Raw genomic sequence first — 12510 nt, forward strand, 5'->3', positions numbered from 1 at the left:
CTGCTACCTTTGCGAGAAACGGGAGGGGACATGAAACAGGTTGTCGTCATGGCCTTGATGGCCTTGGGTGTGGCGGGGTGTGATAGCGCGCCACCTCATTATCTGGCTTGGTGCGACGAGAAAGACGGGCAGGATTGGCGCCTGATCGACCACGTCAAGAAAGATGGATACCTGTTGTCCTGCACCTACCAGTCGCCGGATAGACAGTCGACCTATACCCGTGCGTGCGATGGTGACGGGTGCAATATTAGATGAAACAGATCGAGCACGACCCGAACGCCTTGGACGACCGCGGTCGATGGAGTTCATCGGCCGACCTTGCCGCAGCTATGGCTTTTGAGAAGGCGATTAGCGGAAAGGTCAGTGGAGAAAAAATAGCAATGATCAATGGTCGACATCAACTTGATGCAGACCTTGAAAACTTCTCTGATCCTAGGCCGGTATACTCTCTGACAGATGATCAACGAGACAGACTTATAGCGCACGCTCGACAAGATGCGGCGCATGCCGTGTCCATCAGCATTATTTTAAACCAGCGTATTGAACTAATTGCGCAGCGCATCACCATTTTTGGTGCCATTATCGTGACGTTTCTGGCTCTTATCACGTGGAACCTTTGGCGATGACGCGCGCCATCATCCGAATGATCGTCGTGACGGCCCTGCTCGCCGGGCTGTTCGCGTTCATCAAGTTCATGGTTTACGGCGTCAGCGACGATTTCGGCTGGGGCTTCTTGGTCGGGGGCTTGCTCGCCGGTGTGATCGCTGTCCTCGGCATGCACGTCGAGATGAAGGACCAGCTTGCCAAGCAGCGCGAGGAGCTACTGCGCGACCTGTAGGCCACCCGACCGCAAGAGCGCGTTGACCACCATCTCCGTGCCCTTTGTAGCCGGTAGCCGCCCCTGCTGGCGCGAGACCATATCGAGCAGAGCCTGCACCAGCGCGTCGCGCTCGCCGCCCTGAGCCACCGCCAGCCGACCCAGCTCTCCCGCGAACCGTTCGGCGCGCTTGTCGGCCGCCGCCTGCGTGGCGGCGCCGAAGGCTTTCTGCGCACCGCGCAGCAGAAGGCCGGTCGCCGTCGATTCGACCGGGATCGTATTCGGCGTCGCTGCGGCATCGAGGAACTGCCGGAACCCATTGGTCATGCCGGTATCGGAACCATTCTCCACCCGGTTCTTGGTCCGGTAGAATGCCGTCTCGCGGTCGATGGCCGAAAGAGCGTCATCCGCCGGCTGCTGGCCGAAGACCGTCCGAAGCTTTTCTCGGTTCCAGTCGCCCTCCTGCCTCACCACCTGCTGCAGCTTGGCCGGATCGTTGGCCGCTTGTCCAACCAGCCGATCGATCTCCGCCCGCGTTCCCTGCTGCATGCGGAACGGCACTGCCGAAGGCCCAACCTGCGTGCCCTGGGGCAGCGCGCCGGCCGGAAACTCTGTCGCCAGTTCCTGTGGCCGAACTGCCGTCTTGCCACTGTCGAGCACCTGGGAGCCACGCTGGAGCGCCTCGCGCTGCCGGGCGAGTTCGGCGAACTGAGCGTCGATGTCCTTGATGCCCGGAACGGCCTGGGCCAGCGCTCCGTCCACTTCCTGCCGCGCGATTTCCAGTTGCTGGATCACCTTCGGGTTCGCTTCGGATGCAATCAGACCGTCAATGGCCTGACGTGTCTGGAACAGGGCGCCTGGATGTGGGTCAAGCGCATCGGTGCCGGGCACGTTCAGCATGCCGCGCACCTGATTGACGGCCTTCTGCGCGGGGCCGCGCAGGATCGAGGCGACGCCATCGAGACGATCGGCGATATGCTGCGTATCGACCGCAACCGCGTCGCGGAATGCCTCGCCATAGGCCGGCCCGAGCGCCTTCTGACCCTCTTCGATCTGGGCGCCGATCTGGCTCGGCACCACGGGGCGCCCGAGCGATGCGTCAAGGTTCGCTCCGAGACGGGCGTTCTTGCCGGCATCGCGGTTCAGTAGCGCATTGACGATCAGATCGCGCTGGCCTGGGCGGGCGGCGGCGCCGCGCGCCACAGCCATCCATTCAGGGGACGCGTCGGCCAGCATGCCGTCCGGGCCGAGGGCCTGAAGCTTCGCGCCCACGGCCTGCTGCTTGATCGGCGTGCCGAGCGTGTCCGCCGCATAGTCGGCGGCCTTCTGCGAGATGCCGGTGATCGCGTTCGTGGGGCGCCCGAGATAGTCCATGGCGGCGTTGGCAGCCTCACCGGCGTAGCGGCCGGCAAGCGGCGCTACGCCACCGGCGAAGCCTCCTATCCCGGCACCCTTAGCGGTCTCCGCCAGATCACCGCCCGAGCGCACGGCGCTGTCGGCGCCTCCGATGCCCGCGCCTGACAGCAGCGAAATGCCAGCCCGTGCCGCCAAAGAACCCGCACCGGCACCGAAGGCCGCTGGCGCCGCCATCACCATCGGGATCGTGCCGGCGACACCGCCGGCCAGTTGCGCGGCACCGGACACCCACGGGTGGTCGCGATCGAAGGCCGCATTGCGGTCCTGCTCGGCCTTCAGGTTCTCCCCATAGGAGCCATTGCCGAACAGCGCCTGACCGCCGGCAATGGCGTTGTCGACGAGACCGCCAAGCACCGGGACGCCGCGCGCCGCCGCCGTGGCGACATTGCGCACGGACAGGTCGCCGACGCTGGGGCCGGACATAGCGCCGAAGGCGGACGCGGCGGCGCGCATGTCGGGCGCCTCGACCTCATAGGTCTTGCCGTCAGGCCCTTGCATCTCGAAAGTGGGCATCACTGCGCCTTTTCACGGATACGGACGCCGTTCGGCAGCGTCGTCCAGCCATCGGCCGCGGGAGCGGGCTGCGCCGCCGGCGACGGTGCCAGCGTGCCGGACTTTCCTTCCCGGAACGCCTTGAAGGCCTGGTAGGGATTGGGTAGCGCGCGGATCTGCTTCTCGGCCTCCTGCCATGTCAGGCCGCCCTGATCCTTGGGCAGATAGGCCTTGGACGCGATGTCGGCCGCGGCGATCTTGTTCTGCTGCATCGCCTGGAAAGTGTCGGTGATGATCCGGTTGCCTTCCGGCGTGTTGCCGATGCTGGGCAGGCTGGAAAGGAACTGGCGCGCGTCGAAGTCCGAGGACGCTCCGGACCCGGCCGGCCGCATCTGCGGCGCGACGCGGGCGATGATGGCATTGTAGGCTTGGCTCTCATCCAGCCCCTTCACGTCAACGCCGAGCGCCTGAGCATAGGGGCCGATGACCGCCATGACCTGCGCGCCCTTGCCGGTGCCTATCTGTGTGCCGAGTTCAGCAAGCTGCTGTACATCGCTGAGCATCTGCCCGGCGCTGTTGCCGCCCTCGACAATCTCATTGAGGCGTTTGGCTGCCGCCTCGTCGCTCTTCTCGACGAATTTCGAGTTGTTTTCGCCGGTATTGACCTGCACCAGCGGGCCGCGCCCGCCCGAAATCATGAGCTGGTTGTATTCCGGCGTCCCAGGCGTCAGGCCCGCGGCGTCGGCGCGCGCGCGCAGTCCGCGCACCGCGTCGGGCTCCGGCGGATTGCGCAGATTGTTCAACTCGATCTGCGTCTTCTCCGCCTGCATGCGCCGCATGGGATCGTTGGCCTGCTGGTACTGCTGCATCTGCTGCTGCACCAGCATCTGCGCAATCGCCTGCCCCTGCGGACTGAGCCGGCCGGACGCCATGCCCTGCAGCAGGCGCGGGTCCACACCCATCAGCGCGCCGGTGACGGTCTGACGGCCCGGCGTGAGCGGAGCCTGGGCGACCTGCTGGGGAGCCGCTGGGGACGCCGCAGGCGCCGGGGTTGGCGCGCCGGCACCCATCGGGCCGGCAGACTGAGCGCCGCCGCCTGCGCCGCCCTGCAGCGCCGCCGTGATGCCCTGGACGCCAGGCGATGCCTGAACCGCGCCGCCACGTTGTGCCAGCGCCATCAGCACCGGGTTCGGATCGGAATTGTCGGCGCTCGCCACCCGGACAGGAGGCGGGGGCGCGGTGGGAGCCGCAGCCTGCGGCTGGCCGGGGGCCGGCGCGCTGCCGAGCGCTGCGCTGAACTTGTTGGCATACTGCGACACGCTCGTACCGAGGCTGTCCTGCCGGTTCGTGCCGATGCCGCCCGGACCGGCGAACCACGCCTGCGCCGCCTTCTCGGGGCCGAACTGCGCCACGTACTGGCCGAATCGGTGGTTGAAAACCTGGTCCTGCAGTTCAGGATTCGCCAGGAATTCATCCGGCGTGACGGCGCGCCCGAGCGCTTCCTGCGACCACGGGCCGACATTGGCCTCCATGACCTGGTATTTGCCGAGAGCCCGCCCGAGCCTGTCATGCGTCGGCCCTACCGCGCCATAGTCGCCCCCGCTCTCGATCGAGGAGATCGCGCGCTGGTATGCGCCCATGTCGCCAGCCGGCGCGGCGCCCTGCGGCTGGGCGGCGGGGGCAGCTTCCGCTTGAGGCTGCGCGCCGCCTCCGAGCACGTCACCAAAAAGACGGCCTTCCCAGGCCCTGTTATCGGCGGCAGCGCTGTCGAGCTGGCCACGGCGCACGGATCCTGCCAGCGCGTCGGCGACACGGGCAAGGCCCTGCGTCCACGACCCGACTGGCGAGGTGTCGATACCGCCTGCTGCCCGGCGCGCTTCGAGCGCGCGCTGCCGCTCCAGCTCGTCATAGGTGAGAGCCTCGCCGTTCGGGCCCCAGACAAAGGCGGCGCGCGTGTTCGGGGCAGCCATCACGCGGCCTCCATGGCGAGGACATAGTCGACGGATTCATAGCCGGCCGCGTCGGTGGCGACGGCGTGCGGAGCGATGCGCGCGACCTCGTCCGCCATGAAGCCGAAGCGCGGCGCCGCCATCGGGTCGTCCCAGACATAGCTGAAGCGATACCAGGGCAGCCGGCCGATGGCGCCGATCCGCTCGATATCGCGTTTCAGCCTGCGATCCGATGTGATCTTGGGAATGGAGAACATGCTGAACGGCGCGGCAGCGAGGCCGAACAATCCGCCCATGGTGGCGCCATAGGCCTGCTGCTCGGCCGCGTATTTGTCGCCCACCAGCCCAGTATAGTCGACGCCTCCGACGCTGGTCTGCGGCGTGCTGACGAAGTTGGGGTTCGTCACCTGCGACCCGCCCAAGAGCGCCGCGATCTCGTTGATCGGCTGGCTACGCTCGGCATAGGCCTCGTTCAGATACTGGCTCCGCGCCTGATTCTGGAACGTGCCGGCGGCCTGGTCGAGCCCGGCAAGCCGTGACTGCTCCTGGCCGCCGGCGAGAATGGCGCTCATGCGCGCGTCGTTCACGCCCTGCTGGTTGCGATTCCACTCCGCGTCCCACGCCTCGGTGCCCGGCCGGATGCCTTGGGCGATAAGCGTGCTCCGCAGCGCCGTCTGGTCCTGCTCCTGCTGGGGCTGCATGCGATCCAGAAGGGCTTGCTCGACCCTCTGACGATCGCCGGACCAGTCGCGATTGAAGCTCGACACCAGCTCCGGCGCGCCGCTGGTGTCCATGCTCTGCCCGAGATAATCGCGCAGGAAGTTCGACCGCTCATTCGCCAGCGTGGCGAGGTTGAGCTGGGCGCCTTGCGTCTGGCCGAGAATGGCCTGCTGCTCCGGCGACAGCGTCTGCGTCGCCGTGTAGCTCGGCGTGAGCAAGCCCTGAACTTGCTGCCACCCATCTTGCAGCTGCGACGAGGCCGTGGCGGCGCCTCCCACGGCCTGGGTGGGGCCGAGGCTGATCATCTCGCCGTCGCGGGTACGCCGCTGGGTGGAGAGAGACGGTGTGGCAACGCCAGTCGAACTGGCAGTTCCAGCCACGACCGGTGCGTCGGTGCGATATTCGCCCGTGCTCGGGTTGTAGTAATAGGTTTGGCCGCTATCCGAGGGCGTGAAGTTCTGCCCGGTCTGGCTATAGGTCAGCGAGCCATAGGGGGTCTGCTGGTTGACCATGTTCAGCTGCTGCTGGGTGATCGCGGTCTCGCGATTCATCTGCCCCTGCGTCGCGGCGGTTTGCGCGGGGTCCGGATAGGAAGGAGCGCTGACCATGGTTCAGAACCTGTATTCGTGGCGGAGGATGCCGACGAGAAACGCGTCGCGCCCCTCGCCGAAATGATCGCGCAGACAGCCCTCGATCCGCCCACCGAGGCGCTCGGCAATGCGAACAATTCGCGGCTGTTCGGTTTTCACGGTGATCCGTCTGCGACCCATCCCGCGAAAGGCGAAATCGCCGACATCGGCAAGGAACGCCCGCGTGAAGCCGCTGCCCACAACCGAGGCATGGCAGTCGACGCCCTCGAAATGGTTGAACACCACGCCCGCCGTGATCGACCCGCGCCGCTCGATGCCGAGGCTCCGGAACGGCGGCCAGAACAGCACTCTCAGTTGCTCGCCGACGAAAACCGTCACGCGCGGATCGTCGAGAACCGTGCGCATCACGTGACGATGCCGGCCAGGTCATAGGTGAGGTCGACCTGAATGACCTCGACATCGATGGGGATGTCGGAGCCGCTGGTGACCTGCACGAGCGGCGTCATCGCATAGCCTTCGCCGCCGACGCTCGACCAGTGCGACGCCACTTCCCGCACCCGGTCGGCGCCCCATGTGGCATCGCCCCAGACCGCCGTTCCCCACAGCGTGGCGGCGTCGACCATGACAGCCGACGGCACGGCGGGCAGCTTCTCGCTGTAATCGAACATCATGCTGACCGACGGCCGGGCCTGCTTGTAGGGTCCGCGCGTCGTCACCTTGGCCTGCAGCGGGTACTTCTTCGCCGCGCTCGACCGCCTCGTGTCGTAAAGCGGCATGATCTGGCCGGTATAGGGCGCCCCTTGATCCGAACCGCCGGTGTTCGCCTCGATCACCTGCCCATCGGACGTCCCGAAGAAAAGACGCCCGCCGAAGGTGCCAAGGCAATGCGCGGCCCAGTTGGTATATTCGCCCCAGGCGCCCGTGCGCGCATTGGCCACCCAGAAGATCGGGTCTCCCGAGGAGGGCGGCGGCGGCGCCACGATGACCATCTGGCGCTCGGTCCATGTGAGGCAGGACCATCCGAAAGCCATGGACATGGTCGCCCGGCTCCAGTCGGGCTCGATCGGGTAGCTCACCGCCGCCGGCGCGAGGACCGCCATGTCGCGGTTCACAGCCTGAGAGAGCGGGATGAACCCGATCGTCGTGGCGATCACCAGATCGCCGCCGGCCTTGATCCAGGCATCGGCGCCGAGCGGATCGCCGATCCGGTACGTACCGACCTTCTGCCAACTGGTGGCCCCCGCCGGGTTATTGCCGGCGTAGACGGCGACCTCGCCCTTGGTCGTGACAATGGCGCATTGCTCGGACAGTCCGCCCGAACCGCTGCTTTCGAGCGACCAGGCCGAGCCGAACAGCAGAGCGCCGCCGAGCGGCACCTCTCCGCCCAGCTGCAGCACGTTCGCGGCCCCGCCGATCTGGTCGATGGGCAGGTACCAGACCTTCAGGCTGTCCTTCTGGATGAAGAACAGCCGCTTCTGGTAGGACCAGACATAGGCAAGCTGGTCCGTGGCGATCGGCGTCGTGCCGCCGGCGGTGATGCCGATCAGGTAAGGTTGCTCGGCGCCGTCGGCCTTCGCGGAGCCGCCGCCGGCCCCCGTGATCGTCTCGGCCGCCTGGAACGGGCCTCCCGTCACCCCACGCACATAAATGGTTCCGGTCGCCCCGCTGCCGACCACACGCACGATCGTCCCATGCGCCCCCGATGTGGCGCCGGTGAGCGTCGCGCCGACAATGAACGTGCCCGTCTTTGTATTGAAAGTGAGCTTGTCGATGTTCTTGTCGTCGATGCCCCACCAATGGGTGCCATCGAAAATCTGCATGTCGTCGGCGCCGTTGACGCAGACAAGGAACACGTCCCCGCCCGACGTCATCATCTGCTCCCACGACCAGGCGCCGTTGGCGAATCCGGACACCACGGGCGACAGGCCAACCATCGGATCAGCAACCGTTGTGACATCGTAGATCGCATCTGCCGTGGCGGCAAAAAGGTGCTGGTTGTTGCCGTTGGCATAGGTCATCAGCTTCACGACGGGGAGCGAGCCGTCGCCAAGCGTGGCGTGACGCTTCGATCCGCGCCGCAGGAGGCAGGTATCGGCTCCCGGCCAGAAATTGCGCAGGACGAATGCCCCAGGCGGGCCATCCCGCGTTGGAGCGGCCAGATTGGTGTTGGAGACGCGCCTACCAGTCGGCGCAGCGAACGTCGCCGGGCGCGCGGTCGTCTGCTTGCGGGCCATCAGTTGCCAAGCCTGTACGGATAGGAGGGGCCGGCATTGGCGGCAAAGCGCCGGCCGCCAATGGCGAGCTTGCGAGCGCCGCGATCGGTGCCGGCCGCCTTCATCGCCATCTTCTGGTATTCGGACAGCTCATCGTCATAGGCGAGGCGCTTCAGCTTCTTGTGGCGCCAGATCAGCGACAGCGTCAGAAGACGCTCGTTCAACCTGAAGGTGTCACCGTCCTGGGTGAAGCCCGGCTTGGTGTCGACCGCGTTGGCATCCATCACCGCGTGGCGCGAGAGGTAATAGAACTGCGCCTGCTCGCCGGCGCCGAGCACCGGGTAGAACTGGATCTGGCCGTTCAGGAGGATCCAGCTGCCGGGTGACGACACCGACCCGCGATTCACCAGCGCCTGCCATTCCGCGAGGTCCCGCGCCGGCTGCCATGCATTGGACGTCCAGCCGGGCCGGGTCACGTCCATCTCGACAGGCAGGCGATCGAAGTCGGCCGGAAGGTCGAAGCCTGCCGCCGTGCCGTTGCCGGTGATCGTGTGGAGGACGGTGAGTGCCCGCCATTCGTGATCGGTGGCGAGATCCTCGACGGCGTCCCGCGCCAGTTCGCACAGCTCCATCTCGAACTGCTCAGTCGAGCTGAAGAAATTCGACGGCTTTCGGCCGATCAGCAGCACGGCGGCGGCGCGGGCGGCGTCGAGGAAGCTCATCACGCCGCCTCGTTCGCAGCACCGGCCTCGCTGGATCGAAGCTCGCGCAGGGTGCGCACCAGCGTGTCGTGGCTCGGATTGCCGCGCGGGCGCGCCCCGGCGATGTCGGCAATCATCACCTTGAGGGTCTCGTCGTCGAGATCCTCATAGCCGTCGGCGACCGGGCCGAATGCCGGCGGTTCGGAATAGGCGGGAGGTGCGGGCGGAATGCCCATGCCGGCGGCACGCATGTCCTCGATCTGCTGCTGCAGCGCCGCGATCTGCGCCGCCAAGCCGACGACATCGGCCGATCCACGGGCATTCTGCAGATAGGTCTGCGCCTGCAGCTTGAGCTCGGTGCCGCCCAGCCCGAGCGTCTTGAGGTTTCGCCCTTCAAGCCCCGCCAGCGCCTCGGCCGTGTAGATCTTCAGCGCGCGCAGCTCCGACCGCTTGGCATTGGTCAGGAACGGCAGTTCCTCCAGCGGCGTCCCTTCGGCGGTTTGCACCAGGTCGTCCTTGAACCGGCGATACTGCTCGGGCCAACGCTCGGCATAGGTGTATTCGACGCCGTCGACACGCTTCCACATCTGGTGCGCATGGAAGACGGGCGCGAAATTGCGGTCGCCGGCAATGCGCACCTCGACGATTTCGACGTCCCGGTAGATCGGGCGCCCCTCGCGCTTGCTGGCCGCCGGATCGTGCTCGGCAACCGTGCGGAAGAACGGCACGATTTGGGTGTTCTGTTCGGCCATGGAGAGGAATCCTGTCTGAGGCAGGGAATGCCGTTCAAAAGGAAAGGGGCGCCGAAGCGCCCCTCTGTTGCTGTGTTGGGAAGGATCAGTTGTCCTTGCCGTCCGCGACCTGCGGATACCAGAGCTCGACTTCCGCGAGCCCGGCCGCCGGAGTGCCGATCGCTGAGGCGCCCTTCATCCCGCGGATATAGTCGCCGGCGACGTCGGTGTCGTCGATCGAGCCGTCGGTGGCCGTCAGATAGCAGTCGGCGTTGTCGACGAAGCCGGTCAGTACCGACGCCACGCCCTTGCCAAAGATCTGATACCAGCCATAGGTGCTCGCCACCGTGGCGCCCATCGCGACGGCGATCGGGCCGACCGCATTGGCGACGGCAAGCACGGTTGACCAGTCGTCCGGGTTGAAGACGACCACCGAGCCGCGCACGGTGTTCGCAACGCCCTTCAGATAGATGAACTCGCCTTCGCCATAGGTCTCGTCGACCGCGCGGACACGGGCACCGAGCTTCCAGGGGCGATAGTAGTCGTTCGCCGTATTGGCGATGTCGGTGATGCTCGGCGCGCCGAGCGAGGGATTGACGATCGTGTAGGTCATTGCCTCATCCTCCTCACGCGGCCGGGTTGCTGTCGAACATCCGCCAGGTGAACAGCGGGTTCTTCAGGATCATCTCGCCCTGCCACAGGATGAACTGAGCGACCGCGTCCTGGTTGATCGGCCGCTGGCCGTCGCCCTCGAACATCGGCGTGAAGTTCGCATCCTCGTGGTAGCGGATTTCGATCGAGTTGGTTTCGAGACCATAAGTGGTGTTCGAAGCCATGTTGTTGTTGAAGCCGGACGCCAGCACGATTTCGGCGCGACGGCCGGAGCCGACATATTCCAGCGACGAGAAGCCCATGCCTGCGAGACTGCCTTCGCGTGCAATGCGCTGGATGGCCACGGTCGCGGAATCGTAGGCCTCGTAGTGCTCCTGCGACATGATCAGCAGGTCGGCACCGCGCGTGTTGCGCGAGCGCTGGCCCATGATGCGGTTCAGCATCGGCCGGATCGTGACCGAGGAGACCTGCGTGCCGATGTCCGAGAACGCGGTCTGCACGTCATAAGCGCCGGTCCGCCACTGGGCATTGTCGGTGCGGCTGATGCCGGCATAGAGCCCTGCCGTTGCCGGGTTGGTCGGCACGCTCGCGGCAAGACCGGTGATCTGCTTACCGTCATCGGCCGTGCCATCCGAATGGATGCCCTCGTCGAGGCCGTCGGCGAGCGAGACCTCGGCACCGTCGAGATAGCCGGTGATGAGGTTGTGCACCTGCGTCTTGCCGGTGTTGGCGCGCATCTCCTCGCCGGTCAGCGAGATCGGCACGGCCACCTGCTTCGGGGTCCACACCGCATCGTTGAACAGCTCGATGGGCGGGTTCCGCAGGAAGTCGTAGCCCTTGAACCACTGCGCTTTCTGCTTGTCGACGCGGAGGGACTGGCGAATCTCCGGGCCGGTATAGGGCTTCAGCAGCCCCTTGCGCTTCAGCGTGGCCCAGAGGGGGTTGGAGTTGGAAACGAGGTCCTCAATGCCCGGCTGGCGCAGCGCCAGCGCGGTGGAGAGGACCTGGCGGTACTGCCGATCGGTGGTCAGCGCCATGGTTCAGTTCCTGATGTCAGAGGCCGGCTTGCGCCATCGCTTGCGACACGGCCTCGCTGGACGAGAGGGTCCGCTTTTTCCCGCCCGGCGCAGCGCCCGACGACGGGGCGCCGCGAACGGACTTCTGGCCTGCGGGATTGGGCGGGGTTTGTGCCGGTGAGGCGGGGGCTTCCGCGGCCGATGAGGCCTTGGCATCCGGAACCGTTGCCGATGAGGCACCGGAGGCGGGACGGAAACGCTCGGCGAAAGCATAGGCGCGTTCCAGACGCGCCATATGCGGGATATTCGCAGGGATCATGCCGGATTGCAGCAAAAACGCAATATCTTCCGCCATTTCATCCATGCGGGGATGCGCAGCGGCAAACGCCGCCACCTGATCGGGAATCTGCTGCGCCTGCTGCATCTGGGTCAGCTCGGCGCGGAGCTGGGCGTTCTCGGACTGGATGGCCTGCACCTGCTGGGCGACCGGCTGCCGCATGACGTGCCCGGCGATGTCCATGAAGGTCAGCGGCGAGCCGTCCTGCTTGCGCGGGCCGGCCTGCCGCAAAGCGTGATCGATGGCGGCGACCGGGTTGCTGGCGATCAGGCGCTCGAACTCCACGACCTGGCGCAGCGAGTGCTGCAGGTCGCGACCGTTGCGCGTGGCGGTGTCGTCAAATTCCCGCAGCCGCTCGTATTTGTCGGCGCTCTCGCGGTACTTGGCGTGCCCGGCCTCAAGGTTCTCGAAAGCCCGATGCACTTCCGCCTTCACGCTGTCCGGCGTGTTCGCCCAGTCGGCCCGGCCCTGTTCGTTAAAACGGGCCGGAGCGTCAAGGCTCGGGCGCGCCTCGGGCTTCCCGCCTTCGGCAGTGGCACCGGGAGCCGGGACGGCCGGTGCCTGTGACGGCGCTTGCGGGCTGGCGTCCTTCTGCGGCTCACGGGCCGCAAACTTGCCGTCCTCGCCCCGTGTCTTGCCCGGCGGCTCGTCCGGCTTGGCGGGGGGCTTGGCCGCAGCATCCGACGCGGCCTTGGCCGCAGCCGCACTGTCGGCCTTTTCCTTGGCCTCGACCTTTTCCATCGCCATGCGAACGGCTTCGGAGGCAGACGGGGCGGCGGGCTTCTTTTCCGCCGGCTCCGGCGTATCGGGCAGCTGCGCCGAAATGGGATTCGGCGTGCTGGCCTGTTCGCTCAGGACAACAGAGGAGCCTTCGGCGGGCGCGGGCGCCCCACCGGCGATCACATCGGACATGGCG

Annotated in this window: 13 protein-coding genes; 3 read left to right on the top strand and 10 right to left on the bottom strand. The window is 66.5% G+C overall.

Annotation, left to right across the window (positions count from 1 at the left end; translation table 11 throughout):
• The first annotated feature begins 30 nt into the window (after window positions 1-30).
• Genes FHS55_RS12990 through FHS55_RS13000 form a run of 3 tightly spaced genes read left to right on the top strand, consistent with a single transcriptional unit; the run spans window position 31 to window position 838 of the window.
• A complete protein-coding gene (locus FHS55_RS12990) occupies window positions 31-255 on the top strand; it encodes a hypothetical protein (protein WP_183190162.1) in 225 nt (74 codons plus the stop codon).
• Window positions 252-626, top strand: coding sequence for a hypothetical protein (locus tag FHS55_RS12995; RefSeq protein WP_183190163.1), 375 nt, complete (start codon window positions 252-254; stop codon window positions 624-626). Before FHS55_RS12990 ends, FHS55_RS12995 begins: the two co-directional genes overlap by 4 nt.
• Window positions 623-838, top strand: a complete 216-nt coding sequence (locus FHS55_RS13000; protein ID WP_183190164.1) for a hypothetical protein — start codon at window positions 623-625, stop codon at window positions 836-838. The genes FHS55_RS12995 and FHS55_RS13000 overlap by 4 nt, the downstream gene beginning before the upstream one ends.
• Here FHS55_RS13000 and FHS55_RS13005 read toward each other — a convergent pair.
• The 10 genes from FHS55_RS13005 to FHS55_RS13050 form a co-directional block, all read right to left on the bottom strand.
• Window positions 821-2746, bottom strand: coding sequence for a hypothetical protein (locus tag FHS55_RS13005; protein WP_183190165.1), 1926 nt, complete (start codon window positions 2744-2746; stop codon window positions 821-823). The genes FHS55_RS13000 and FHS55_RS13005 overlap by 18 nt on opposite strands.
• Window positions 2746-4695 carry a hypothetical protein gene (locus FHS55_RS13010; protein ID WP_183190166.1) on the bottom strand — a complete coding sequence of 650 codons (1950 nt, stop codon included), beginning with the start codon at window positions 4693-4695 and terminating at the stop codon, window positions 2746-2748. The genes FHS55_RS13005 and FHS55_RS13010 overlap by 1 nt, the downstream gene beginning before the upstream one ends.
• Window positions 4695-6002, bottom strand: coding sequence for a tail fiber domain-containing protein (locus FHS55_RS13015; RefSeq protein WP_183190167.1), 1308 nt, complete (start codon window positions 6000-6002; stop codon window positions 4695-4697). Before FHS55_RS13015 ends, FHS55_RS13010 begins: the two co-directional genes overlap by 1 nt.
• 3 nt (window positions 6003-6005) lie before the next feature.
• Entirely contained in the window at window positions 6006-6389 is a 384-nt protein-coding gene (locus FHS55_RS13020) for a GNAT family N-acetyltransferase (RefSeq protein WP_210286982.1), read from the bottom strand.
• Window positions 6389-8218: a hypothetical protein gene (locus FHS55_RS13025; RefSeq protein WP_183190169.1), complete on the bottom strand. Its 1830-nt coding sequence runs from the start codon at window positions 8216-8218 to the stop codon at window positions 6389-6391. Before FHS55_RS13025 ends, FHS55_RS13020 begins: the two co-directional genes overlap by 1 nt.
• The gene (locus tag FHS55_RS13030; RefSeq protein ID WP_183190170.1) at window positions 8218-8919 is read right to left on the bottom strand and encodes a phage adaptor protein; all 702 of its coding nucleotides are present in this window, start codon (window positions 8917-8919) and stop codon (window positions 8218-8220) included. The genes FHS55_RS13025 and FHS55_RS13030 overlap by 1 nt, the downstream gene beginning before the upstream one ends.
• On the bottom strand, window positions 8919-9650 hold the full coding sequence (locus FHS55_RS13035; protein WP_183190171.1) for a hypothetical protein: 732 nt from the start codon (window positions 9648-9650) through the stop codon (window positions 8919-8921). Before FHS55_RS13035 ends, FHS55_RS13030 begins: the two co-directional genes overlap by 1 nt.
• An 85-nt stretch (window positions 9651-9735) precedes the next feature.
• Entirely contained in the window at window positions 9736-10242 is a 507-nt protein-coding gene (locus tag FHS55_RS13040; protein ID WP_183190172.1) for a hypothetical protein, read from the bottom strand.
• 13 nt (window positions 10243-10255) lie between these two features.
• Entirely contained in the window at window positions 10256-11278 is a 1023-nt protein-coding gene (locus FHS55_RS13045; RefSeq protein ID WP_183190173.1) for a phage major capsid protein, read from the bottom strand.
• 16 nt (window positions 11279-11294) lie between these two features.
• Window positions 11295-12506, bottom strand: coding sequence for a hypothetical protein (locus tag FHS55_RS13050; protein ID WP_183190174.1), 1212 nt, complete (start codon window positions 12504-12506; stop codon window positions 11295-11297).
• Window positions 12507-12510: the final 4 nt, after the last annotated feature.

This window comes from Ancylobacter tetraedralis, assembly GCF_014195655.1.
Taxonomy (GTDB): domain Bacteria; phylum Pseudomonadota; class Alphaproteobacteria; order Rhizobiales; family Xanthobacteraceae; genus Ancylobacter; species Ancylobacter tetraedralis.

What these genes read in the sequence shown, in the direction of transcription:
- FHS55_RS12990 (WP_183190162.1), top strand. Translation starts at nt 31, where the DNA reads ATGAAACAGGTTGTCGTCATGGCCTTGATGGCCTTGGGTGTGGCGGGG.
- FHS55_RS12995 (WP_183190163.1), top strand. Translation starts at nt 252, where the DNA reads ATGAAACAGATCGAGCACGACCCGAACGCCTTGGACGACCGCGGTCGA.
- FHS55_RS13000 (WP_183190164.1), top strand. Translation starts at nt 623, where the DNA reads ATGACGCGCGCCATCATCCGAATGATCGTCGTGACGGCCCTGCTCGCC.
- FHS55_RS13005 (WP_183190165.1), bottom strand. Translation starts at nt 2,746, where the DNA reads ATGCCCACTTTCGAGATGCAAGGGCCTGACGGCAAGACCTATGAGGTC.
- FHS55_RS13010 (WP_183190166.1), bottom strand. Translation starts at nt 4,695, where the DNA reads ATGGCTGCCCCGAACACGCGCGCCGCCTTTGTCTGGGGCCCGAACGGC.
- FHS55_RS13015 (WP_183190167.1), bottom strand. Translation starts at nt 6,002, where the DNA reads ATGGTCAGCGCTCCTTCCTATCCGGACCCCGCGCAAACCGCCGCGACG.
- FHS55_RS13020 (WP_210286982.1), bottom strand. Translation starts at nt 6,389, where the DNA reads ATGCGCACGGTTCTCGACGATCCGCGCGTGACGGTTTTCGTCGGCGAG.
- FHS55_RS13025 (WP_183190169.1), bottom strand. Translation starts at nt 8,218, where the DNA reads ATGGCCCGCAAGCAGACGACCGCGCGCCCGGCGACGTTCGCTGCGCCG.
- FHS55_RS13030 (WP_183190170.1), bottom strand. Translation starts at nt 8,919, where the DNA reads ATGAGCTTCCTCGACGCCGCCCGCGCCGCCGCCGTGCTGCTGATCGGC.
- FHS55_RS13035 (WP_183190171.1), bottom strand. Translation starts at nt 9,650, where the DNA reads ATGGCCGAACAGAACACCCAAATCGTGCCGTTCTTCCGCACGGTTGCC.
- FHS55_RS13040 (WP_183190172.1), bottom strand. Translation starts at nt 10,242, where the DNA reads ATGACCTACACGATCGTCAATCCCTCGCTCGGCGCGCCGAGCATCACC.
- FHS55_RS13045 (WP_183190173.1), bottom strand. Translation starts at nt 11,278, where the DNA reads ATGGCGCTGACCACCGATCGGCAGTACCGCCAGGTCCTCTCCACCGCG.
- FHS55_RS13050 (WP_183190174.1), bottom strand. Translation starts at nt 12,506, where the DNA reads ATGTCCGATGTGATCGCCGGTGGGGCGCCCGCGCCCGCCGAAGGCTCC.